The 22,380-nt window shown below is 65.1% G+C and carries 23 protein-coding genes; 4 read left to right on the top strand and 19 right to left on the bottom strand.

Going from position 1 to position 22,380, the window contains the following annotated elements:
• Positions 1-20: 20 nt before the first annotated feature.
• From ACFXHA_RS21905 to glf, 4 genes are read right to left on the bottom strand one after another with little or no spacing between them, the layout of a single operon-like run.
• Positions 21-968 carry a decaprenyl-phosphate phosphoribosyltransferase gene (locus tag ACFXHA_RS21905; protein ID WP_379359449.1) on the bottom strand — a complete coding sequence of 316 codons (948 nt, stop codon included), beginning with the start codon at positions 966-968 and terminating at the stop codon, positions 21-23.
• Between the two features lie 26 nt (positions 969-994).
• Positions 995-1,579 (bottom strand): phosphatase PAP2 family protein, encoded by a 585-nt coding sequence (locus tag ACFXHA_RS21900; protein ID WP_379359447.1) that lies wholly within the window; start codon positions 1,577-1,579, stop codon positions 995-997.
• The gene (locus ACFXHA_RS21895; RefSeq protein WP_379359445.1) at positions 1,576-3,522 is read right to left on the bottom strand and encodes a glycosyltransferase; all 1,947 of its coding nucleotides are present in this window, start codon (positions 3,520-3,522) and stop codon (positions 1,576-1,578) included. The genes ACFXHA_RS21900 and ACFXHA_RS21895 overlap by 4 nt, the downstream gene beginning before the upstream one ends.
• A complete protein-coding gene (glf, locus tag ACFXHA_RS21890) occupies positions 3,519-4,721 on the bottom strand; it encodes a UDP-galactopyranose mutase (protein ID WP_379359443.1) in 1,203 nt (400 codons plus the stop codon). Before glf ends, ACFXHA_RS21895 begins: the two co-directional genes overlap by 4 nt.
• 308 nt (positions 4,722-5,029) lie before the next feature.
• On the opposite strand from glf, the gene ACFXHA_RS21885 reads away from it, so the two are divergent.
• Positions 5,030-6,262, top strand: coding sequence for a hypothetical protein (locus ACFXHA_RS21885; protein WP_379359441.1), 1,233 nt, complete (start codon positions 5,030-5,032; stop codon positions 6,260-6,262).
• 60 nt (positions 6,263-6,322) lie between these two features.
• Here the strand turns inward: ACFXHA_RS21885 and ACFXHA_RS21880 are convergent, their stop codons facing one another.
• The 4 genes from ACFXHA_RS21880 to ACFXHA_RS21865 form a co-directional block, all read right to left on the bottom strand.
• Complete coding sequence (locus ACFXHA_RS21880) at positions 6,323-7,036, bottom strand: hypothetical protein (protein WP_379359439.1); 714 nt, start codon at positions 7,034-7,036, stop codon at positions 6,323-6,325.
• A gap of 68 nt (positions 7,037-7,104) precedes the next feature.
• Positions 7,105-7,590, bottom strand: a complete 486-nt coding sequence (locus ACFXHA_RS21875; protein WP_379359437.1) for a hypothetical protein — start codon at positions 7,588-7,590, stop codon at positions 7,105-7,107.
• 142 nt (positions 7,591-7,732) lie between these two features.
• Complete coding sequence (locus ACFXHA_RS21870) at positions 7,733-8,488, bottom strand: MerR family transcriptional regulator (protein ID WP_379359435.1); 756 nt, start codon at positions 8,486-8,488, stop codon at positions 7,733-7,735.
• Between the two features lie 104 nt (positions 8,489-8,592).
• A complete protein-coding gene (locus ACFXHA_RS21865; RefSeq protein WP_379359433.1) occupies positions 8,593-9,045 on the bottom strand; it encodes a DUF4189 domain-containing protein in 453 nt (150 codons plus the stop codon).
• A gap of 294 nt (positions 9,046-9,339) precedes the next feature.
• On the opposite strand from ACFXHA_RS21865, the gene ACFXHA_RS21860 reads away from it, so the two are divergent.
• Positions 9,340-10,071 (top strand): S1 family peptidase, encoded by a 732-nt coding sequence (locus ACFXHA_RS21860; protein ID WP_379359431.1) that lies wholly within the window; start codon positions 9,340-9,342, stop codon positions 10,069-10,071.
• Between the two features lie 72 nt (positions 10,072-10,143).
• Here the strand turns inward: ACFXHA_RS21860 and ACFXHA_RS21855 are convergent, their stop codons facing one another.
• On the bottom strand, positions 10,144-11,667 hold the full coding sequence (locus ACFXHA_RS21855; protein ID WP_379359429.1) for an EamA family transporter: 1,524 nt from the start codon (positions 11,665-11,667) through the stop codon (positions 10,144-10,146).
• A 107-nt stretch (positions 11,668-11,774) separates the two neighbouring features.
• Between ACFXHA_RS21855 and ACFXHA_RS21850 the strand changes: the two genes are divergently transcribed.
• Complete coding sequence (locus ACFXHA_RS21850; protein ID WP_379359427.1) at positions 11,775-12,275, top strand: MarR family winged helix-turn-helix transcriptional regulator; 501 nt, start codon at positions 11,775-11,777, stop codon at positions 12,273-12,275.
• 442 nt (positions 12,276-12,717) lie between these two features.
• Entirely contained in the window at positions 12,718-13,479 is a 762-nt protein-coding gene (locus ACFXHA_RS21845; protein ID WP_379359425.1) for a helix-turn-helix domain-containing protein, read from the top strand.
• Here the strand turns inward: ACFXHA_RS21845 and ACFXHA_RS21840 are convergent.
• The 10 genes from ACFXHA_RS21840 to ACFXHA_RS21795 all read right to left on the bottom strand — a co-directional run bounded on the left by ACFXHA_RS21840 (position 13,476) and on the right by ACFXHA_RS21795 (position 22,373).
• Entirely contained in the window at positions 13,476-13,844 is a 369-nt protein-coding gene (locus tag ACFXHA_RS21840; RefSeq protein ID WP_379359423.1) for a hypothetical protein, read from the bottom strand. The two genes, ACFXHA_RS21845 and ACFXHA_RS21840, sit on opposite strands and share 4 nt — an antisense overlap.
• Before the next feature lie 559 nt (positions 13,845-14,403).
• Positions 14,404-14,682 (bottom strand): hypothetical protein, encoded by a 279-nt coding sequence (locus tag ACFXHA_RS21835; protein WP_379359421.1) that lies wholly within the window; start codon positions 14,680-14,682, stop codon positions 14,404-14,406.
• Between the two features lie 42 nt (positions 14,683-14,724).
• Positions 14,725-15,255 (bottom strand): SMI1/KNR4 family protein, encoded by a 531-nt coding sequence (locus tag ACFXHA_RS21830; protein ID WP_379359419.1) that lies wholly within the window; start codon positions 15,253-15,255, stop codon positions 14,725-14,727.
• Between the two features lie 4 nt (positions 15,256-15,259).
• Positions 15,260-18,100, bottom strand: coding sequence for a hypothetical protein (locus ACFXHA_RS21825; RefSeq protein ID WP_379359417.1), 2,841 nt, complete (start codon positions 18,098-18,100; stop codon positions 15,260-15,262).
• Positions 18,101-18,165: 65 nt separating this feature from the next.
• Positions 18,166-18,384: a hypothetical protein gene (locus tag ACFXHA_RS21820; protein WP_379359415.1), complete on the bottom strand. Its 219-nt coding sequence runs from the start codon at positions 18,382-18,384 to the stop codon at positions 18,166-18,168.
• 9 nt (positions 18,385-18,393) lie between these two features.
• Positions 18,394-19,152: an N-acetylmuramoyl-L-alanine amidase gene (locus tag ACFXHA_RS21815; protein ID WP_379359413.1), complete on the bottom strand. Its 759-nt coding sequence runs from the start codon at positions 19,150-19,152 to the stop codon at positions 18,394-18,396.
• A gap of 13 nt (positions 19,153-19,165) precedes the next feature.
• On the bottom strand, positions 19,166-19,630 hold the full coding sequence (locus ACFXHA_RS21810) for a hypothetical protein (RefSeq protein WP_379359411.1): 465 nt from the start codon (positions 19,628-19,630) through the stop codon (positions 19,166-19,168).
• Positions 19,630-20,934 (bottom strand): hypothetical protein, encoded by a 1,305-nt coding sequence (locus ACFXHA_RS21805; RefSeq protein ID WP_379359409.1) that lies wholly within the window; start codon positions 20,932-20,934, stop codon positions 19,630-19,632. The genes ACFXHA_RS21810 and ACFXHA_RS21805 overlap by 1 nt, the downstream gene beginning before the upstream one ends.
• A 54-nt stretch (positions 20,935-20,988) precedes the next feature.
• On the bottom strand, positions 20,989-21,321 hold the full coding sequence (locus tag ACFXHA_RS21800) for a hypothetical protein (protein ID WP_379359407.1): 333 nt from the start codon (positions 21,319-21,321) through the stop codon (positions 20,989-20,991).
• Positions 21,318-22,373, bottom strand: coding sequence for a hypothetical protein (locus tag ACFXHA_RS21795; protein ID WP_379359405.1), 1,056 nt, complete (start codon positions 22,371-22,373; stop codon positions 21,318-21,320). Before ACFXHA_RS21795 ends, ACFXHA_RS21800 begins: the two co-directional genes overlap by 4 nt.
• Positions 22,374-22,380 lie beyond the last annotated feature (7 nt).

Here is a 22,380-nt window from a genome sequence, read left to right as displayed (position 1 = left end):
GCTCTTCTCCCTCTACCACGTCAGGTGAGATAGACAGCGACACCTACCGCTCCGATCAAGGCGATTGCGAGGAACTGGAGGACCCGGTCCCCCAGGGCGATCTCTTCGGGCTCACCCGCTTCGCCACGATCGACATCCACCGCGTATCGCATGATGGCGATGGTGAACGGGATCATCGAGATGGCGAACCAGATGGTGTCCTTGGTCTTGTCCTGCTCGAATGCCCACAGACCGTAGAACACGACCACCGCGGTGGCGGACAGGGTCCACACGAAACGCAGGTAGGTCGGCGTGTAGTACTCCAGCGATTTGCGGATCTTGGCGCCGGTGTCGAGCGCGATCTTCAACTCGGCGTAGCGCTTTCCGGTCACCATGAACAGCGAACCGAAGGCCATGATCAGCAGGAACCACTGGGACAGACGGATATCCGAGGACACGCCACCCGCGACCGCGCGCAGCAGGAAGCCCGAGGACACGATGCAGATGTCGAGCACCGCCTGGTGCTTGAGACCGAAGCAGTAGGCGAGCTGGATGCCGATGTAGACCGCCATCACGACGGCCAGATGCCAGCTCGCGACGAAGGACAGCAGAATCGAGCCGGCCAGCAGCACCACCGACAGGCCGTAGGCCAGATTCACCGGCACCACACCGGCGGCGATGGGCCGGAAACGCTTGGTCGGGTGCGCCCGGTCGGCCTCGACGTCGAGGGCGTCGTTGACCAGGTAGATGCCCGAGGCGGCCAGACAGAACACCACGAAGGCGATGGCCACGTGCCAGAGCACCGTCAGGTCGCTGATCACCAGATCACCGGCGGCGGTCTTGCCGGCGGCCAGCGGCGCGGCCAGCACCAGCACGTTCTTGACCCACTGACGCGGGCGCATGGCCTTGATCAGGCCGCCGGTCAACGTCTTCGGCGGTCCCTTGATGACCGCCTCCGCTAGATCTGTGCTCGTCGGCTCTTCGCTCATGTCAACGATGGCTCTTTCCTGGGCGGTCACTTCGAGAGTCTCTTTTCGGCGGCGAGCACGGCGGCCGCGGATGCTGCGCCCAGCGCCGAACCCGCGAGCACGTCGGTGGGGTAGTGCACGCCGAGCACGACCCGCGACAACAGCATCGGCGGGACGAGCACCGCAGGCAAGGGTAGCCCGGTCAGTCGGCCGAGCAACACAGCCGCCGCCGTAGTGGATGTCGCGTGCGAGGACGGGAAGCTCAGCTTCGACGGCGTCGACACGTTGACCTGCACGGACGGGTCGTGCGGACGCTTGCGGCGGACGATCCGCTTGATCACGACACTCGCCGCGTGCGCGCCGAACGCGCCGACGGCGACCCCGGCCCACTCGCGGCGGCGCGGCTTGTCGACCAGCGCGCCGACCGCGGCGATGCCGATCCAGCCGAGCGAATGCTCACCGAAGTGCGACATTCCACGCGCGGCCTTGACGACGTTCGGGTTCCGGCCGATGGTGCCCTGCACCAGGTTGATGATCTTGACCTCGGCCGGGGACGCGACCGGGGCCGCCGGTGCGTCCGGGACCACGTGCAGTCCGCGGTCCGGGCTCGAAGTTGGCTGTGCAGCCGTCATTTGGGCTCGTTCCTTGATTCAGTATCGATACCGAAGACGTTCTCCCACGCGGCCTTGCTGGTGAGGTGAGCGTGCGCGCGACGATACTGCTCACGCACCTCCGGGAAGCGCTCGGCCAGCTCCTTGCGCAGGCGCATCGCTTCCTTGAACAGCTCCATGGCCTTTCGCGGATCCCGCTTACGGTAGACGACGCCGCGGCCGTCGGCGGTGGTAACGGTGACGCCGTCCACCTGCGACAGCAGGAACCAGCGCGCGTCCAACGTGGGGACGTTCAGCTGCGGGGTCTCGTGATGCTTCGGGTTGGCCTTGCGGAAGTTGTGCAGCACGCCCTTGCCGAGGCGAGTCACCTTGGCCAGCGGATTGCCCGGTTCACCGACCGCGCCGACCTCGGCGTGCGAGGCCATCGGCAGTTCGGTGGAGGACGGCACGATCACCGCGTCCGGGAATTCCTTGCGCATGGCGTGCACCTTGCCCAGCGCGCTCGGCAGCAACTCGAAGAGCTTGTCCGGGCCCGCCAGGTAGTCGCGGATCGCCTCGTTCTGGATGGCGACCGTCGAATACTCCAGGCACAGCAGGTGTTTCAGCGTGGCCTTGATGGTGTTGACCACCATCGGACGGCCGTCGTTCGGCAGGTGCAGCGAGGCGACGACCAGGCGGTTGCGCAGGTGGAAGTACGCCTGCCAGTCGATGGCGTCGTCCTTGTCCGACCACGCCATATGCCACACCGCGGCACCCGGCAGGGTGACGGTCGGGTAGCCGTGTTCGCGTGCGCGCAAACCGTATTCGACGTCGTCCCACTTCAGGAACAGCGGCAGCGGCTGCCCGATCTCCTCGGCCACCTGCCGCGGGATCACGCAGGTCCACCAGCCGTTGAAGTCGACGTCGATGCGCCGGTGCAGCAGCTTGGAGTTGTCGCGGTCGCGCAGCGGGTACTTGGAGAAATCGTGGTCGTACTCGACGGTCGCGGGCGCGGTCCACATGAAGATGGAACGGTCCACGATCTCGCCCATGGTGTGCAGGTGCGAACGCTCCTGCAGGTTGAGCATCTGGCCACCGGTCAGGATGGGCGACTTGGCGAAACGCGAGAACGCCAGCGCACGCAGGATGCAGTCCGGCTCGATCTCGATGTCGTCGTCCATGTAGACGATGAACTCGGCATCGGTGGTCTTGAGCGCCTCGTACATGACCCGGCTGTACCCGCCGGAGCCACCGAGATTCGGCTGATCGTGAATCGCCAGGCGACCGCCCAGGCGGGCGGCGGCCTCGGTGAAGCCCGGCTCGTCGACGACCTTGCGGTTGCCCTGATCCGGGATGATGACGGCCTTGATCTTCTCCAGCACCAGCGGATCGGAACCCAGCGCGGTCAACGTCTTCACCGCGTCGGTCGGGCGGTTGAAGGTCGGCATGCCGACGGCGATGCTGCCCTCACCGGGCGCCTCGACCGGCGCGTACCAACCGCCGCTGCGCATTTCGACATGGCTGTCGGTGGTGATGTCGAACCAGATCCAGCCGCCGTCCTCGAACGGGCCCAGATCCACCTCGAACTCGACGAAGTCGGCGGCCGCCGCACCGTCGCCCGGCGTGCTGAACTCGCTGCCCTGCACGTGGATTCGGGATCCGTCGGCTTTGGAGCGGTAGACGTCGACGCGGCCGTGGCCGGACAGTTCCAGCTTCAGCACCACCGTCTTCAGCACGCTCCAGCGGCGCCAGTAGCTGGCCGGGACCGCGTTGAAGTAGGTGCAGAAGGAGACCTCGGACTCCGCGCCGATGGCCAGCGCGGTGCGCGTGATGGCATGCGCGCGCCGGGCATTGGTCTCGGATTCCTCGAGGTACAGCTTGCGGACGTCGAGCGGCTCACCCGGCCGGGGCAGGATGACGCGCTGGAGCAGGGATACGGCGCGGGTCTCGGTGCTCATGTCTTCCCGAGTCAGTTGGGCGGTCATTCGGCGGAGTCCACCAGCGGCGCACCGGTTTCCAGGTGCGGGCGCAGCACATTGTCGAACATGCTGAGCGCCGCGCCGATGGCCATGTGCATGTCCAGGTACTGGTAGGTGCCCAGGCGGCCACCGAAAAGCACCTTGGCCGAAGCGGTTTCGGCCTTGGCGCGCTCGCGGTACGCGAGCACCTTGGCGCGGTCCTCCGGGGTGTTGATCGGGTAGTACGGTTCGTCGCCGGTCTGGGCGAAGCGCGAGAACTCGCGCATGATGACCGTCTTGTCGGTCGGGTAGCTGCCGCTGCGCTCCGGGTGGAAGTGGCGCGGCTCGATGATGCGGGTGAAGGGGACATCCGCGTCGTTGTAGTTCATCACCGGGATGCCCTGGAAGTCACCGGTCTCGAGCACCTCGGTCTCGAAATCGATGGTGCGCCAGCCGAGTTCGCCGTCGGCGTAGTCGAAGTACTGGTCCAGCGGGCCGGTGTAGACGACGGGGGCGTCCGGGTTCGCGGCGCGGATCTCGTCCCGCACGTCGAACCAGTCGGTGTCCAGGCGCACCTCGATATTCGGGCTCTCGGCCATCTTGGTCAGCCACGCGGTGTAGCCGTCCTTGGGCAGACCCTCGTAGGTGTCGTTGAAGTAGCGGCTGTCGAAGGTGTAGCGGACCGGCAGTCGGGTGATGATGCCCGCGGGCAGTTCCTTGGGGTCGGTCTGCCACTGCTTGGCGGTGTAGTCGCGGATGAACGCCTCGTAGAGCGGGCGGCCGATCAGCGAGATGCCCTTCTCCTCGAGATTGGTCACCTCGGCGCTGTCGATCTCCGCCGACTGCTCGGCGATGAGCGCGCGCGCCTCGTCCGGGGTGTAGTAGCGGCCGAAGAACTGCGAGATCATGGCCAGTCCCATGGGCAGCGGGTACGCCTGGCCCTTGTGCAGGCCGAAGACCCGGTGCTGGTAGTTGGTGAACTCGGTGAACTCGTTGACGTAGTCCCACACCCGCTTGTTGGAGGTGTGGAAGAGGTGAGCCCCGTATTTGTGGATCTCGATGCCCGTTTCCGGGTCGGCTTCGGAGTAGGCGTTACCGCCCAAGTGATAGCGGCGGTCCACCACCAGAACTCGCTTGCCGAGCAGCTTGGCGGTGCGTTCCGCGATGGTCAGCCCGAAGAAACCGGAGCCGACAACAATGAGATCGAACGGGGATGCGACGGTCACGGCTGCCCAGACTACCGGCACGACCCGGAAGCGCGCGTGGGCTCCTTCGGGGTGGGTTGGCAGCCTTCGCGAAGGGCAGATGCCAGGGCTTTGCCGGGACCGGGGGCCAACCTCGCGAGAGTAGGCCGCGAAGTGATCGGCGTCATCCCGGTGAGCGGGATTGGTCGAGATCTTTTTGCGCAGAGTTCACGAAAGCGCGGCCGGTTGCGTCATCAGAGCCGTATTACATAACGACCCGAACTGATCGGACGACCAGTTTTTGCCGTGTGTTTGCGCGGACGTGACGCCAGCTAGACCCGGAAGACCTGATGAACATGCGCCTCGCTCGCCTCGCCCCACTCGTGGGCGCGCTCTCCATTACGGCCGTGCTCGGCACGGTCGCCCTGGTGCCGGGCGCCGCCCCGGCCCGCGCCGATGAGGGCGACACCCTCGCCGCCGCCGAGATCGCCGACGCGGGCGACCTCTGCGGCAAGCCCGGCTCGGCAACCTTCGATGACGTCATCAGTGCCGCCGCCACCGCCATCCGCACGGTCGTGCCGGGCGAGCAGCAGGCCGCTTACGACCGGTCCGTCAACGACTTCCGGCAGAACATCGCCACCATGCACGTGCACCGGCGCGGCTTCCTGCCGTTGAGCCCGGACGAGGTGAACGACCGCACCCAGTTCCTCGACGACCCGATCGTCACCTACCTGGTCAACAGCCTCGACGCCGTGCGCACCGGCCAGGTGCACCAGACCGTCGCGGTCTCGCAACTGAAGGTGCGCGATGTGGTCGAGGTGTTCATCCTCGCCACCCGCATCGTGAAGATCCCGGCCCAGTTCGCCTCCAGCCTGGTGCCGACCGTCGGATTCGTGCTCAAGCCGATCGTGGGCGCGCTGTTCAACGGCGTGAAATCGCTGGCGCGCGCGGTGCAGTCGCAGCTGTCGGTGGGTTGCGACGCGCACACCGTCTACCAGAAGCTGCAGCTGGATCTGCCCGACGAGCACGTCGACCTGCCGCAGCCCCTGATCGATCTGGCCAACCAGGTGATGAAGGCGAACGGCACCTGCACCCCGATCGCCGAGCTCAAGACCAGTGACCTGGTCGAGCGCACCCGCAACTTCCTCACCACCGCGTCGCTGCCCGTCGATCCGGCCGCGGTCAACGCCAATGCCGATGCGCTGCAAGGCTTCCTGCAGAGCAACCGGGTGGCCGACGTGATGATGCTGCGCCGCACCGAACAGCTCGGACCGATCGTGGACGCGCTGGACTACGGCCCGCTCACCTTCCTGGCCAACCTGGGCTTCGACATCTACGAGGGCCGCGCGCTCAACACCGTGGCCCTGGGAGATGTGAAGGTGGAGAACCTCTTCTCGCTCATCACCTTCGCGCTCGACACCACCAGCCTGCTGCTGACCGTCGGCAACACCATCGCGGGCTTCACCGGCGTGGCCTCGACCATCACGACGCCGCTCGGCATCGCCGAGACCATCGCCTTCGCGCCCGCCACCTACGGCGCGCCGATCCTGCGCGGTGTCATGCAGTCGATGTGCGCGGCCTGATCCGCCGCACACGACACCGCCGCCCGGTCGAAAGACCGGGCGGCGGTGTGCTTTTCGAGATCAGTAGTACGGGTAGTACGGCTGCGCCGCCACGGCCGGCTGCTTGCCCTCCGCGATCCAGCGGCCGGTGAGCGGCACCGACGCGAGCACCAGGATGGCGATCGAGAAGATCAGGCCGATCGCGCCCGAGCCCGGACGCATGGCGAAACCGATGAGCCCGAGCACCACCGCGAGGCCGGACATCACGATCAAGATCCAGCGCCCGGCGGCCTTGCGCAGGAACAGCATGGTCGCGCCGGTGCACCACAGCACGCCGACCGCCAGCACGACCACTCCGCCCACGATCAGCACGGCGACGAGACCCGATTCGTCTTTGTGGTAGCTGCTGCCACGGTAGGAGTTGTTGTCGCTGTTCACCGCGGCACTCGCGATGAGCATGACGATCGCGGCCAGGATGGAGAGCACGCCCCCGATCATCGCCAGCACCCCGGCCGTGATGGCGGTACCACCGCTGGCCCGGGTCTGCTGGATGGCATAGGGCGAATACACCGGCGGTGCGGGATAGGCCGGGTACGCGGGATCGGGCTGCTGTGGATAACCGGGTTGCGGTGCGTACCCGGCCTGCTGTGGATAGCCGGCCTGCGGATAAGCGGGCTGCGGCGGATATTCCACCGGCGATAGGCCCGGCTGCGGCGGATATTCCAGCGGCGCGAAGCCCGGTTGCGGCTGATCCTGCGGACCGCTCTGGCCTGACGAATCGTACGGATAACTCATCGGGTCTCCTCCCCTGAACACTCTCGGCGAACTGTACTCCGGGGCGCTGACATGCACGAATGGGTTAATCACTGACGAGATCCGGCATCGATCCAGCGGCCGGTCGAGGGGACCGAGGCGAGAACGACGATGCTGATGGCGAGCAGCAGGCCGAGGCCGCTGACGAGACTGCCGATCAGGCCGATCTGGATCGCTTCGATCACGATGGCCAGGGAACCCAGCGCGATCAGCAATGCTCGGCCGCCGGGCCTGCGCATGAACAGCAGGACCGCGCCGAGCACCCACACCGCGCCTACCAGGGCGACGAAGATACCCACCACGACGAGGAAGATTCCGAAGCCCTCAACGCTGTACTGGCGGGAGGTGTAGGAGTTGTCGCGGCAACTTTCGGAGATCACGAAACCGATCAAGGCGATGGCCGCGAGCAGGGACAGCGCGCCGACAATCATGGCCAGGACGCCCGCTGCGATCGCGGTGCCGCCGCTGGCCCGAACCTGCGGCGGATAGCCATATCCCGCGGCGCTGTGACCGGACTGATCGTACGGATAACTCATCGAGTCCCTCCCCCCACGGATGTGGCGCGAACTGTACCCCGACGATCCGACATGCACGAACGAGTTGTCAGACGCCGGAATGCCAACGGCCGCAGCCCCTTCCGGGACAGATCCGGAAGGGGCTGCGGTGGTGCGGGTCCGGCTACAGCCGCGTGGCGGTGTAGACGCGGATCGCGTCGCGGACGTACTCGCTGGTGCCCGCGCCGTGCGTGTCGTAATTGGCGGCGAAGCGCGGGTCGGCGACGTACATGTCGGCGAGGTTGTTGAAGTACTGGGCGGTGATTGCGCCGCCCGAGGGCGCCGTACCGAGCCAGTCGTAGTGGCGCTGCACGATGGCCTGCACCTCGTCGCTCTCGACCGGGAGACCCGCCGCGTGGGCGCGGCCGTAGTCGGCGGCGATGTCGAGATGGATCTGCTGCCACGACTTCTTCTCGGCATCGGTCTTGGACGACCACCAGTCGTTGCTGTTGCGCCAGGCGTCTTCACCCCAGCGCTCGATGACCTCGTCCTTGTACTGGGCGTGGTCGAATCCGTCGAATACCTCGTTTGCCACGAGCTGTTCACCTGCTTCCGTCTTGCGCAATGTGGTTTGCACCGAGGCGATTTGCCGCGCGATCCGGTCCTGCTCCTGTTTCAGCAATTCCAGATGTGCGGCCAAGGCGGTTGCGGTGTCCTTTTGCCCCGCGAGGACTTCGGCGATGGCCGGTAGGCCGAGACCGAGTTCCCGGAGCAAAAGGATGCGCTGCAATCGCACGAGGGATTCCTGGTCGTAATAGCGATAGCCATTGGAACCGATCCGGCTGGGCGGCAGTAACCCGAGGTCACCGTAATGCCGCAACGTGCGGCTTGTGGTGTGGGCCACTTTCGCCAATTCCTGGATCGACCATTCGGCACTCACGTTCCGGCCTTTCGTATCCTCTCGTTCTCCTCGACGAATTCAGGATGCAAGTTGACGTAGCGTCAAGGTCAAGGGCTAAATTTACGCCCCGTCGGTGTCTGCCTCTACGCGCCGTCGGTGCACTGCGTGTAGCGGATGTGCACGGACTGCTTGGCGGGCGCGGAGCTACCGAACATGGCCGGCGGGTTCGGCATGAAGTTGGTCAGCCGGTTCATGGCGTCGTTCTCGGCGTCGGCGCGATTGCTGCCCGAACCGCCGTAGTAGTAGGTGTGATCGGCACTTTCGGCGATGGCGCCGCAGCCGTCACGGAACTGCGCCAGCACCTTGCAGCCGCCGTGCGCGCACTGGTTGATGGCGTCCGCGTCGGAGGAACGCCAGTTCGGGTAGTTCCAGGCCGCGCCGTAGAAGGTGCCCCCGTCGGTGCTCAGCGCGAGCGAACCGTACAGCGAACCGTCCGGTCCGCGCTCAGCGTTGGCAGTGCCCGCCCCCAGCGACGTAACCAGCACAGCCGCAGCCGAAACGAACATGGTCAAGGCAAGTTTGCCCGAGAAAGCCATTGAAAATTCTCCCCATTTGGAAGCGACCGCGCATGAATGGCCGCTCCGGTTGCACTCCGTGGTGCGATCACCACTGACCGGAGTTCTATCACGGGCTACCGACACGGCCAAGCCGGTTTTCGTCACGTCGGAACCGGTTGGCGGATAATGCCTTCCGAATAGGTCATCCGATCGGTCATCCGAGTGGAGACTTGCTTCTCGGTTACCGGCATGACATGCTCCGCCTGCGCGCTGCCGGACTCCCGATTACCGCGCGCGCACGATTCGATTTTCGGGGGGATGAGGAAAATCCAAATGCTCTCTGCGGGCCGCGCCCGAGTCCTGAACTGGGCGGCCGTCGCCGTCACCGCCGCGAGCGCCGTGCTGGCGTTCGCCGGGCCCGCCGACGCGGCCGCGCCGGTGGTGCTGGGCGGTGGTTCCGGGGTGTATGTCGAGGACCTCACGACCACCGATCAGGTCAGTGATTGCACCCTCACCGCCGTGGGCTACGACAACAAGAACCAGCTCGTCGGCCTGACCGCGGGCCACTGCGGTGAGGTCGGCGCGCGCGTCGCGGCCGAGTACACCCGCAGCGGCGGCATCGGTGTCATTGCCGAGAAGAGCGAGCAGATGGACTGGGCCATCATCGTGTTCAACCCGGACCGGGTGAACCCGACCCGCTCGGTCGCGCAGTCGACGATCAACGCGATCGGCGCGCCGCCGCAGATCGGTGAGAACGTCTGCAAGAACGGCCGCACCACCGGCTTCACCTGCGGACCGGTGTGGGAGACCAAGGCCCTGTCCTTCCGCAGCCAGGTGTGCGCCAACCACGGCGACTCCGGTGCGCCGGTACTGCGCGGCGACCAGCTGGTCGGAATGGTGGTGGCGGGCACCGACTTCGACGCCGGGCCGATCAGCATCGAACTGCCGCTGTGCACCGGTGGCGGCAACCTGATCCACGAGCCGGAGCTGGCCACCAACATCACCAGCGTGCTGGCGGATATCGACCGCCACGGCGGGGCGGGCGCGGGTTTCCACATCGTCTGACCTCGAGACCATGAGAACGGGGCGTGACCGGATTCGGTCACGCCCCGTTCTCCGTATGTACGGCAGATGTTTTCAGTACCCGACGGTGATCCGGGTGCGGTGGTGGCGCGGGTGCTCGATCTCGTCCAACACGGCAATCGCCATGTCCTCCATCGAGATCGCGGAATTGCCGTGCTCATCGGTGAGCAGTTCGTCGGTGCCGAGCCGGAAGTCGCCGGTGCGCTCGCCCGGTTCGAAGTAGGCGGCCGGACTGATGTAGGTCCAGTCCACCGCGTGCGGGGTGGCCCGGAATACCTCGAGCTGGCCGATCCCGCCGTTGCTGATGGGGAGCAGTTCGGCCGGGAAGCCGGGTTGTTCGGTGAGGGTCAGGCCGGTGCCGGGGACGATCAGGCTGCCCGCGCCGCCGATCACCAGCAGCCGGGTTCCGCTGTCGGCCAAGCCTTCCAGCAGGGCGGCGGCGACCTCGGCCAGCTCGTGCTCGCGGCCGACGGCCGGCCGGGTGGCGCCGACCACGACATCACTTCCGGCACCGGCCTTCTCGACGGCGGCGGGATCGGTGGCGTCGGCGGTCCACACCTCGACCTCCGGTGGTAGTTCGCGCAGCCGGTCGGCGGTGCGGGCGACGGCCCGCACTCGGTGACCGCGGCGCAGGGCCTCGGTGACGACCCGGCTCCCGGCGTCTCCACTGGCTCCGAACACGGTGATCTGCATGATCTTTCGCTCCTTCGAGGTCGTTTGCCCGAGCAGCAGGCCGCCCAGGACGATGGCGATGCCCAGCAGTTGCAGCGGGGTCAGCGACTGGCCGAGCGCGGCCCAGCCGATGATGGTGGCCGACACCGGGCTCAGCAGGCCGAGGAAGGTCACCGAGGTGACGCTGGTCCTGGCGATGCCGCGGAACCAGAGGGCATAGGCGATGGCCGTGCCGATCAGGCCCAGGTAGAGGTAGCCGCCGATATTGCGGGCATCCAGTGCGGGCGGCATACCTTCCGCGATGGCCGCCACCGGCAGCAAAAGGATTCCGCCCGTGGCCAACTGCCAGCCGGTCATGGCCAGCGGACTGACACCGTCGGGACGACCCCAGCGTTTGGTCAGCACGGTGCCGCTGCCCATGGCGACGGCCGCGCCGAGTCCGGCGAGGATGCCCCAGGTGTCGAGGGCCGCTGTCGCCTTGAGGACGACCAGCGCCACACCCGCCAATCCGATCACTGCCGCAACGACTTTGCGGAGCGTGAGTTGTTCGAGTCCGGCGAGTGCGGCGAAGCCGACCGCGAACAGCGGTGCGGACGCGGCCAGCACGGCCGCCACTCCGCCCGGCAGCCGGTAGGCGGCGACGAACAGAAACGCAGTGAAGACACCGATATTCAGCGCGCCCAGCGCGAAGGCCCGCGAAATCCATTGCCCGTGCGGCAATTTCCGCGTCATGGCGAGCAGCAGCAGGCCGGCGGGCAACACCCGCATGACCGCGGTGAACATCGGCCGCTCCGGCGGCAGGAAGCTGGTGGTTACGGCGTAGGTCGACCCCCACACCAGCGGCGCGAGCCCGGTGAGGGCAAGCGTCCCGGCGAGTCCGGCGACGGCGGCGCGTGAGGTGGTCATCGATAGCTCCTCATTGATAATCTCAACGTTGAGATAACACCATCCAAATACCTCACCGTCAAGTATCTCAATGTTGAACTTTATTCCGCCGCAGCTAGGAGCCCCTCTTGCCCGACGCCGTCGACCACATCACCGCCGCCTGGCGCGACCAACGCCCCGACGTGGACACCTCCCCCATGGAGATCTTCGGCCGCCTCTCCCGCCTGGGCCGCCTGGTCGACCGCGAACTCACCGACTTCTTCCGAGCCGAGGGCCTGGAACGCTGGGAATTCGACGTCCTGGCCACCCTCCGCCGCTCCGGCAACGAATCCGGCCTCAGCGCAGGCGCCCTCAACAAGGCCGCCATGATCACCTCCGGCGCCATCACCAACCGCATCGACCGCCTGACCGCCAAAGGCTGGGTAGACCGAGTCCCCGACCCGAACGACCGCCGAGCCATCCGAGTCCACCTCACCGACACCGGCCGCACCCTGATCGACCGAATCCTCCCGCTGCACATGGCAAACGAACAACGCCTCCTCGAGGCGCTCTCCCCCACCGACCGCGAGACCCTAATCCCCCTCCTCCGCAAGTTCGCCGAATCCCTCGGCGATCTCACACTGGACTGAAACAGACCGCACAACCCTTGTCGGGCAAGCAATCAGCGCCCGGAAGCAGCTCCTGAACCTCGAGGCCGAGTGCCGCGGCGAGGAGAATGAGCTCATTCGCCCGGAACGAGCCCGGCCGCGCCATCCGGCCGGCCAGCGCGCCATCCCGCATCCCCAGTCGTTTCCCGAGGTCCGCGGCACTCACCCCCGCCCGCTCCATGGCCCGCCCAACCCGCGCCCCGACACATCTGCCCATCCAGTCCACAAGACCGCCTTCCACCCCTGGCCCTACTGCCGTCGGCCCCGTCATCGCGGTCGTCGGCAGCATTTGAGCTATCGTTCGAACATATGTTCTATTATCCGGAGTGGCGAGCGGGGACTTCAACGAACCTCGCCCGCACAATCCGTGGGAGACACGCAATACAGAACACAATACAAATAGTGGTGGGAGAGGTGACAACGGTTGACCGGCAACCTGTTCGGTGACTACATACGGCAACGCCGCGAAGACGCCTGGCTGACCCGCACCGACCTCGCCAAACGCGCGAACCTGTCTGTCTCCCTGATCGAGAAGATCGAATTGGGTGCCCGCCCACCGACTCTGCACGCCTTGCAGATCCTGTTCGATGAGCTGGATGTGGCCCCGATGTACCGCCGCCACATCCTCGAGCACAGCCTGCCGGAGCTCTACGGCACCCCCACACCGTCACGGCCGCCCCGCCCGGACACCCACGACCTGGCCGACCTCGAAACCCTGATCGGCCCAGCCTGCCTCTACACGCTCCCGACCTTCACGATTCTGGCCGCGAACGCCGCACACCGCCACGCCTTCCCCGGCCTACACCCCGGCATGAGCTTCATCGAGTGGATGTTCCTGACCCCCACGGCCCGAGAAGTCATCGTCGAATGGCACACCGAGGCGTCCCGCCTCATCCACAGCCTCCGCATGCTCACCCCCAACCTCACCACCAACCCAACCACCGCCGCCATCATCGAAAACTGCAGCCGCACACCGGAATGGAACGACCTCTGGCCCGGCCGCCCCCACCCCACCCCCGGCGACGCCCGTCTCGCACTCCGCGACCTTCACCGACGACGAACCAGAACCGTCCAGATCCGCCTGTACTCCCCCGAATACCCCACCCGCCACTGGTGGCTCTGCCGCCTGATCCCCAACCCATCCCCAGCTGAGCCGCTCACCGAATCGGTACGAACTATGCTCTAGCGAGGGCGCAACTCTTCTATCTTGCTCTCCAGATTGACCGGCGTTATCTGCCAGCGTCCAGAATTCTTGTATTCAAACTCCACATCCACACTCATATCCGAGCGCCTTATCTGAATACAGCAGACTTTCCAATCCTTCTTTTTCGGCGCAGCCATGGCAGTTCGAAGGTTTATTGCACGCGTCAAAACCTCCATCTCGAGCGGAACATCGGCATTCCATTGCCCATCGTCCGTGTAAATATATCCGAACATCGATTTCTGCCTATCCAGATTTACAACGACCGCAACCGAGTCCCACCTGACGTCAGCATCAACAATGCCTTGCACGATAGATTCAGCCACCGAAACCAACTCAGTGGATGCCACACCCGAATCGAATGCTGGACTACTCACTCAATGCCCTTTCATTGCCTTGCGTATGCCCAACCCGTTGCAGCACCTCACGCACGGCCAAGGGCGTACCCAGAACCCCCTGAGAAGCGGCCCATGCGCCTACCTGCTGCTTCGATCGTCGCCCATCGTTAGTTGAGCAGTCCGACGTTTGTCCAAATATCGAGGTAAGTAAAGAAATCGACATCCTCCGGCGGAGAGAATGAAGACCACTTCAAGCCCCTCGGTTCGCTCTGATCCTCAAAATTGAGACACAGGTAGGCACCGCCACCCGAATCGAAGACTGCTACACATTTACCAAGCGTGGGAGGGGCCGCTTTGAGGTCATCCAGGATGGCCCATTCAATCTGGTCGAGCCAGAAGAAATGCTCCAGCGGGAGAGGCCCTACAGCCACTCCGGGAAGCGAGTACCAACCATCGTGCAGATCACGATAGAAGGTCCTCAGTAGTTCCGGAAGCTGCTCCAGGAGATCTTCATATCGGAGACTGAAATTAGGATTACCTCCGAGGTAGTAAGATGATTCACCACCCCTGTTCAGCACATAGAGCAAAAAAGATTGCCGCCGTACTCGGCAAGATGGACATCCTGCAGAAACTCGGAGAGCGATCCATAGGTGTCACTCATTATTCGCCACGCAGAAATCGACCACTGACCCAGCACCACCTCCACCCGATTCCGTCCGCTAAGCTGCAATGCTTTAGCCCAGTACCCAGGAAGCGAAGATAGTTCGGCAGCGCTCAGTTCACTCATCTCTCGCAGATGCAGCTCTGGCGCAATACGAGATAAATCGTCAACAAGACCAGAAGTTACCATGCCGCAACCGAACGCACAGATTCCATCCGAGATAAGTGGGGCCTAGAGTTCTTCCAGATATGATTTATGTTCTTCGATGATGGCAGCAAAGAACTCATCGAACCCTCTGAATGTCTCAATTTCATCTCCGCCATCGATCCAAATTACGGTACCGACCTTTTCAGCATCCCCAGACACGACAAGCAAGAATAGATTCTCGCTCCCGATGCCGGCGCCGATCGGAATCAGGTCGTGCCCCTCCAGCTTGAGATCTTCCAGGACCCCCTCTGCCTCATATACACCGAGCCCTTCCGTCGCCACGTGGGCGGCCCCTTCTCCGGAAAATTCCAACATACCGAAGAGGTCGGTGTTCCAGTAGAAGGATTTCCACCCGTCAGCGTGCAGAAGAAAGTTCCGGTACTCCACAGGAAACTGCACGTTCAAGCTCGATTCAGCTCCGCGCAGAACCTCCTCAGATACCTTCTGCCGAGGTGCCGTGTACTCTTGCAACTTCTCCAGATCGCGCTGATCGATTTCATTCTTCACTATCAGCAGATAGCCGATCATCGCGGGCCAGTCTGTCACGTTATCCATCCCACTACACCTCGTAAGCGAATATTGTTGGCCTATAACCAACCGGATAGTTTCCGGACTGCGAACCGAGAACCTTGTTTATCCTATCGGTATGACGACCCCAACCGGGTGGTTCCCCCTTTCCTACCCAGGTTGTGTCAGGAAGATGAGCGGCCACGTCGCTGCCGTATGGTCGGCCGCCGGCAGCAGCCCGCGCACGCTCCCGAGCAGCAGCGGACTCCTTGGCTCGTTTCAGTACGCCCTTGACACTTACCCTTCCAATCGGCGATAGCTTCCCGCTGACAAGTGCGATATTCGCGGCTCTCACATACTCCTCAGTTTGAGCGATCTCCTGGGCTGTGACATTACTTGGCAGCCGAAAAACAACAGGACCTTCCATTCTGCCAGCTCGACGCATCTCAGTTCCGTGCTTGGGTTTGGGCTTTGGAACGCGCGGTGCTGATCCGGTTGCCCGGGCGGAGCTGGCGGGGGAGCCAACCATTGAGCTGGCGGGTCGCTGCCTCCCTCCGATCCCGCCACGCCCGGCACCACCGCGACTGCCCGGAGGCAGCGACCCGCCACCACCGGTATTGGTGAAACCCGTGCTTGCTGTGTTGCTGGTCGGCGGAGTTGCGCTATTGGCAGAGGAGGCGCGAGGAGTTCCGGTCCGGTTGACGGTTCTGCCGCCGGCCCCTACCGCAGGCCGTTCCGCGGACATCATGGTTACCGCTTCGGCTTCGAAGATGACCTTCTTGACCTGCGCGGCGATTGCTGCTTCGGGCTGCACGAGGGTGTTGGCCCGGATCGGAGCGGTCACCTCGAAAGGGAGTTGTTTGAGGGGGATGGATCCCAGACCCAATCCGGGGAGCATTGTGTGCGGATTTGCCGCAGTCGAGGCTGGGGCCAGGTTCGCTTGCGGAGTGACAGTTTTCGAAGGAACCGCGGGTCCCACTTGTCGAGGAGCGATCGAAGCGGGTGCGGCAGAAGCGGGTTGGGATGGGATCGCCATTGCCGGGATTGGTTCGATCGGCGGGGTGAGAGCGGGGCGGGGGAAGGCGCCTACGTGGATTTTGGGCGTGGCTTTGAGGGCTCCGCTGATTCCTTTGAGGGCTGCACCGCCAATCTTTGGGCCTACTATGAGGGCCACGTCGAGGGCTGTTTGCCAGAGGTGGTCGCTGATTGTCAGCATTTCTCCTGGCCGGGTAGCCCACCAGATGCCGCGGCCGTCGTCTACGAGGAATCCGCCACCGTCGACTTCGTAGTACTTGTTTTCGGACGGAGCGCCTTCCGGTGTCGGGATCTGTGCGTAGTCACGGGTGGTGGCGTCGGCCAGCATGACTTTTCTGGTTCTTGGCGAACCGTCGGCATTGTTCTGATTGATCGTCTGGGCTTTTCCGGTTCCCACTTCTGTGGGAAGGATCAGGTTGCCTGCCTTGTCGAATCGCATGACGACGCCGTCGACGATGGCGAGTTGATTGCCGTCGGGGTCGGTGACCGCTCCGTTCGCATGACGGTCGAATCTGAGGGTCTCGCCGAGCTTTTCGAGTGGGACGGAGACGTGTTCGACTCGGTCCCGGCCGGTGAACGAGGCAAGTAAGAGGTTGCCCTTCTTGTCTCGAACGATGCTGACCAGAGCGGTCGGGTCGGCATTGAGCGAGTCCAGAACCTTGATCAGTTGCGCCCGTGCGAGCAGCCCTGGGTCATCCTTCAACTCGGCGGGTGTCGAGGTCACGTACTTTGCGGCCAGGTATTTGTTGAAATCGTCGGCGGCCTTCGCACGCGCGTCCGAGAGGGATGAGCCGTTTACTGTTTGATCGGAGGTAGTCGACCAGAACGAGAGCAGATCACCATTCGGCGCGAACTCTCGTGATGCGACGGTACTGCCGTCGGAGGCAAGCAGGGTGTGCTTCGACTTGCCGTCCGCACCCGGCGATATCTCCCAGCGGCCCTGCTCGTCGGTGGTGAAGCCGTAACCGGCGCTATTCGTTCGGGCAACCACCAACGGAGTGCTGAACTCTGGATTGCCGGGCCGATACTCTTCGGCGATCGTTCCGCCGTCAGCGAGGAGTGAGGTATCGCGATAGGTGACGCCGTCTTCAAGCTTCTCGGTGACCTTGTGGATCGGCGTACCGTCCGCGCTCACGCCATCGGTGACCCACGTGCCCTTACCGTCGCCGACCGTGACGGAGGTAGCTCCGTTGACGAGATCCCCTCCCGCGGGCACGGTGTAGGTCGTCTCCGGCCCGCCACCCACTGGAATGAACGTGACCGAGTGGGAGCCGTCGGCAAAGGCCGTCCACACGTAGGTGCCTTCGGCTTCGGCGCGAGCACGGACCTCTGTCGTGGTGTTGTCGGTGTTGTGGATGGTGCTGTCGATGGTTTGACCGTTGGAGCCGGGGACGACGACGCTGGAGGTGTTCGGCGCGGATTGCCATTGGGTGCCGTCGGCCGGTACCGCGACCGGGGCTGGCGCCGGGACCACCGGTTGCTCGAGTTGGCCCGGTGAGGCCGGGATCGGACCGGCGGGTTGCGTGTCCTGGATTGGCTGCGCTGACTGGGGATTCTGTGCCGGTTGGGGATTCGGTTGAGCGGGTTGGGGGTTCGGTGTCGCCGGGGCTGGGTCGGGGACGGGTGCCTGTTTGTTCGTGCCACCGGTGGGGATCCCGTCGGCATAGATGGACGGGATTGCGGAGATCGGCTTGACGTTGTTCGACGAGGTGAGTTCGTCGGCGCGCATGAGGCGGTCGAAGGTGCGGATGGCGTCGGCCGCGGAGGACACGGTGATGTTGTGGACACGGCTGCCGGAGGGCGGGTCGACGGCGGGAACAAACGGCATGGCGGGCCGTGCCTTTCGTTGTGCGGACATGCGAAAGGCCCAATCCCGGTTCGGGATTGGGCCTTTCACGGATGGTGAACCGGTGGCGAGGGCGGTTATGTCTTCGTCGCGTTGCCGGCGGATCTTCGGATGTCACGCCCCAGATTCAGGCGTTTGATCCGACTCGCGGTCTGGTCGTCCAGGTTGTTGAAGTTGTAGATGTTCTGGCGGCGGCCGCTCGACGCGGATCCAAGCGGGCTCGCGGTGCCGGGGGTCCAGGGGGCGAGCGGGCGGGTGGAGGCCGAGAAGGCGGACGGTGACGGCGAATTCGGCATCGGTGACTCCTAGGGTTCGAGTCTTTGCAGTCGGGTGTAGATGTCGGAGAGGGCGTCGACGACGGTGCGGTTGTCGAGTTGGGGCCAGCCGGCGTATTGGCCGCTGTCGCGCTGCGCTCGGCCGCACAGTTGTTCGCGGATGTCTTTGATGTCGTTGCCGATCGGGCCGCAGAACGCGGTGATGAAGGCTTTGAGTTCGGCGACTTCTGATGCGCTCATCGGCGCGTCCTCTCCGTCGATGATGGCTTGGACATCGCGGCGGAATGCGTCCATGTCGATGCCGGCGGGGTCGATTTTTCCTTCGCTGCTGTACTCGCGGTGGGCGACACAGTCGGTGGCGGTGCGGCCGATGCGGCGCAGGATGGCTGCGCAGCCGCGTTTGTAGGCGTCAAGTTGCGCTGGGGTCCAATCGGTTCCGCCGCCGCGGGAGACCGCTTCGATGCCGATCACGTGGTAGTTGGCATTGTCGGTGGGCCAGCCGGGCCACGAGCCGCGGCCGGCGTGCCAGCAGACGCCCGCCGCGATCACGCGGAAGGTGCCGTCGCGTTCCAGCACCAACTGGGCCAGCGGGCCTGGCAGGTCTGGTCGTCCGTATTGAACTGTGCGCCAGTCGCTCTGGCCGCCGCCACCGGTGTGGTGGCACAGCACGCCGCGCATATCGGCGAAGTCACCGTGACCGCGGTCGCGCCAGCCCTCGTGTTCGATGACGCGCAGTCCGGCGGCGCGAAGCACGTCCGCGACCCAGATCGGATCTCCGGTCCAAGGCATTGGTCGTCCTCCATCACACGGCGTCGAAGGTGACGTATGTTCCGGAGCCGCCCTTCACCGTCGCGGTCACACCCAAGAAGCTGGTGGTCGTGTTGCTGACGGCGAGCCACAGCCGATCGCCGGGCTGCACGGTGACCGGCGTATCGGGCAGCGCGACGAACAACGCGCTGACCGCGAAGTCCGCCGCTTTGATCTCGGTGGTGTTCTGCATCAGCGACACCCGGAACCCGCCGCCACCGACCCCCGGGTTCCAGCCCGCGGTCAGGGTGACCCGGCAGCGCGCGATGCCAGCCCCCGAGGTGCTCAGGAGAATCTCGTTGTTGCCGGCGGAGATGACGGTGTCCGGATATCCGCTGCGCGCGGCCCATCCGGACACTTTCATACCGCTGGTGTCCTTGCCGACCGGAAGATCGCCGGACTTGTCCATCCCCATCGGTGTCAGCACCGCCGCGCCGGGCGCGACCACGACGAGCCCCATCAGAGCGTCACCCCTTTGAGGCTGACCTGTAGGCCCTTGCCTGCCGAGCTGTCGGCGGTGGTGATATTGACGGTCAGGCGATCACCGGGCGCGAACGTCCACGGCGCGCTCGGCGTGATGACCGTGTCGGTGTTGTGGGCGGCGGCCGCGATGGTCGCGGAACTGCCTGCGACAGCAGTGTTTCCGCCGCTGTTCGTCTTGCGCAATTCCACGACCAGGTTGCCGGTGCCCGCCGTCTCACCGCGATAGGTGATCGAGCTGACGCTGATCGCCCGCTCGATCCGAAGCCCTTCGGGCATCACGTTTCCGACCCCCTGCACCCGAGTTCCCGTGTGCGACTTGAACGCGATGTCGTAGGCCTGCCCGGCGGCGGTGGGCTGGCGCTGATCGCTGAGCCGGGTATCCGTGGCCGCCACCGCTCCGAGCACGGTGCGCGCGGCCGCCGCGTCGACGGCGGTGAGCAGTGCGCGCCCCACCGAGCTCGCATCGGAGAGATGCGCGGTGATGTGCGTGTGCGCGGTGGGTGTGCGGGCGTCGGTGAGCCGCGAATCATCGCCCGCCACCGCGGTTGTCGAGGTCGATCCGATCACCGGCGGGAAGGTGGCCGGCTTGCCGGTGACTCCGGACCAGTCGGTCGCGCCGGCCGGACCCCGGATCACGATGCCCTGTCCGCTGGGCGTCCAGCCACCGGCCGTCGCGCGGTAGACGTACAGCAAGCCGTCTGCCTTGACGACATACTGCGCCCCGTCCTTCGGCGTGGCGGGCAGTGTGGCGTAGGTGGCGGCCTGGCCGTCGATCTGGATGCCCGCACCGCGATCACCGCGCACCACGGCATTGCCGAGGCTGCTGGGCACCGGCGAGACCAGGGTCAGGTCGATCAGCCCGGTGGATCCCGCATCAGGATTGGTCTGATCCGGACCTGCGACGTACTCGGGCACGGCGAAGCTGAACGGTTCCAGCGGAACCGGCGCGCCCTCGAAGCCGAGGGCGAAGGAGACTCGCCAAGTCCAGTCGCGAGGGTTGGTGTCGGCGTTCGGGGCGACCAGTCGAATGCCGCGCTTGCCGCGCCAGGTGAGGAAGCCGAATTCGTCGAGCTCGCAGACGTAATGGTTGGGCAGCTGCACGTAGGTGGCCGGCGCGGGCTGCGCGCCGGCGACCAGGACCTTCGGTGCGTCTGCGGTGAAAGTGATGGTGCCGGCGAGGGGCGGAAACTCGGGAAGGTCGCCGAGGTCGGGCCCGTCGGCGATATTCGCGAGGAAACGTCCGACGACCTTGCCGTACTTCAATGGGGCCAGATCAGCCATGGGTCAATGCCTTTCGAACAGCGGGCGGCCGCGTGCGGGCCTGCCCGATAGCGATTACGGAGGCGGTGCCGAGCCATCCGCGGGGGCGGGCGGAGGCTGCTTGTACACCCACAGCAGCCGATCGCTCGTCACGTAGGGCACCGCGCCCGGGAGGCCGGACACGCCCCGGACCGTGTTGCCCGGGTCGGCTCCCGGAGACAGGGGAAGCGAGTCCGTTCGAATTCTGTGGGGCTCGTCGGCCGCCGCGGACGGCTCGCCCGGATGGCTCCAGAAGGTGATGAATCGTCCGAATTCGAGCCTGGTCCAGATCAATTCGGCGGCCTTCGGTACGAGCACATCGGTCCATTCCTCACCGACGTCGACCTGGAGCCGGAAGATGCTGGTCACAGCACGCGCTCCGCGTAGACGATGAGCTGAGCGCCGGTATTGTCGACCGAGAACGGCGTGCCGCCCAGCGTGTTCTTCGCGGTGACGTACAACGTGATAGTCTGATTGGGTTGCACCACACCGAAACTCGCGCTCGGCGAGAGCGGGTACTCGAACTTCGGACCGATCAGCACCCAGTCCCAGTTGCCCATGTTGTAGCCGTAGCCGTAGCCGACGAGCTCCCCCTTCGACGGGTCGCCGATGCGGACTTCGACATCGCTGCGTCCGCCCCAGCTGTTGGGATTCGCGGATGCCACCCGCAGCGAACCGCGCACCTGCGGTCGCCACGCCGTCGGCTGGCCCGGAATGGTGATCGCCGCAACGGTCTTGGCGACATTGAGGTTCGAGCCGCTGCTGAACTGTCCCTTGCCGATAGCCCAGGGACCGCCGAGCTTCGGATTCGCGACCGGTGCGAATTTGCCGAGGCTCGCATTCCACATCAGCACGTAGTCCTGAGCGATCGGATGGGCCTGGTCGATGAGCACGTCGGCCGCGTCCTGGATCTTCCCCGCTCCGCCCGGGTCACCGGCATCTCCGGGAATGCCACGCGGGAAGGTGATTTCGACCGTCTGCCCCGGAGCGGTGCCGATAATCCGTGCGGCGGCGGCCGACCCGGGTTCGCCGGCGACCGCGGCGCCGGACAGTGCATTCGCTGGGCCGGGCTTGCCGGGTCGGAGAAAGGCATTGTCGAACGCGATGAAATCGAGTCCCGTCCAGTAATAGACGGCGTTCTCCGAAGTCACCCGCCATGCGCTGCGTGCATCGGGAGTGCCCAGGTTCAGCGCCTTCAGGGCCGCGACATCGGCGATGTCGCCGCGCCAGCGCCAGGGCCGGGCCGGTTCGCCTTCGGGGCCTTGCCCACCGCTCGGGCCCTCACGCAGTTCGATGAGCGCCTCGCGGTCCACCAGTTCCAGGGGGTTGACCGTATAAGGGAGCCCGATCGAATCGGAGACTCCGCGCATGGTGATCATGATGTTCTCGTCGTAGACGACGGTCTTCTGCTGGTCGGTCATCTCTTCT

Source organism: Nocardia sp. NPDC059240 (assembly GCF_042753865.1).
Lineage (GTDB): Bacteria > Actinomycetota > Actinomycetes > Mycobacteriales > Mycobacteriaceae > Nocardia.
Note: the sequence above shows the minus strand (reverse complement) of the source record. Positions and strands in the feature narration are given on the sequence as shown.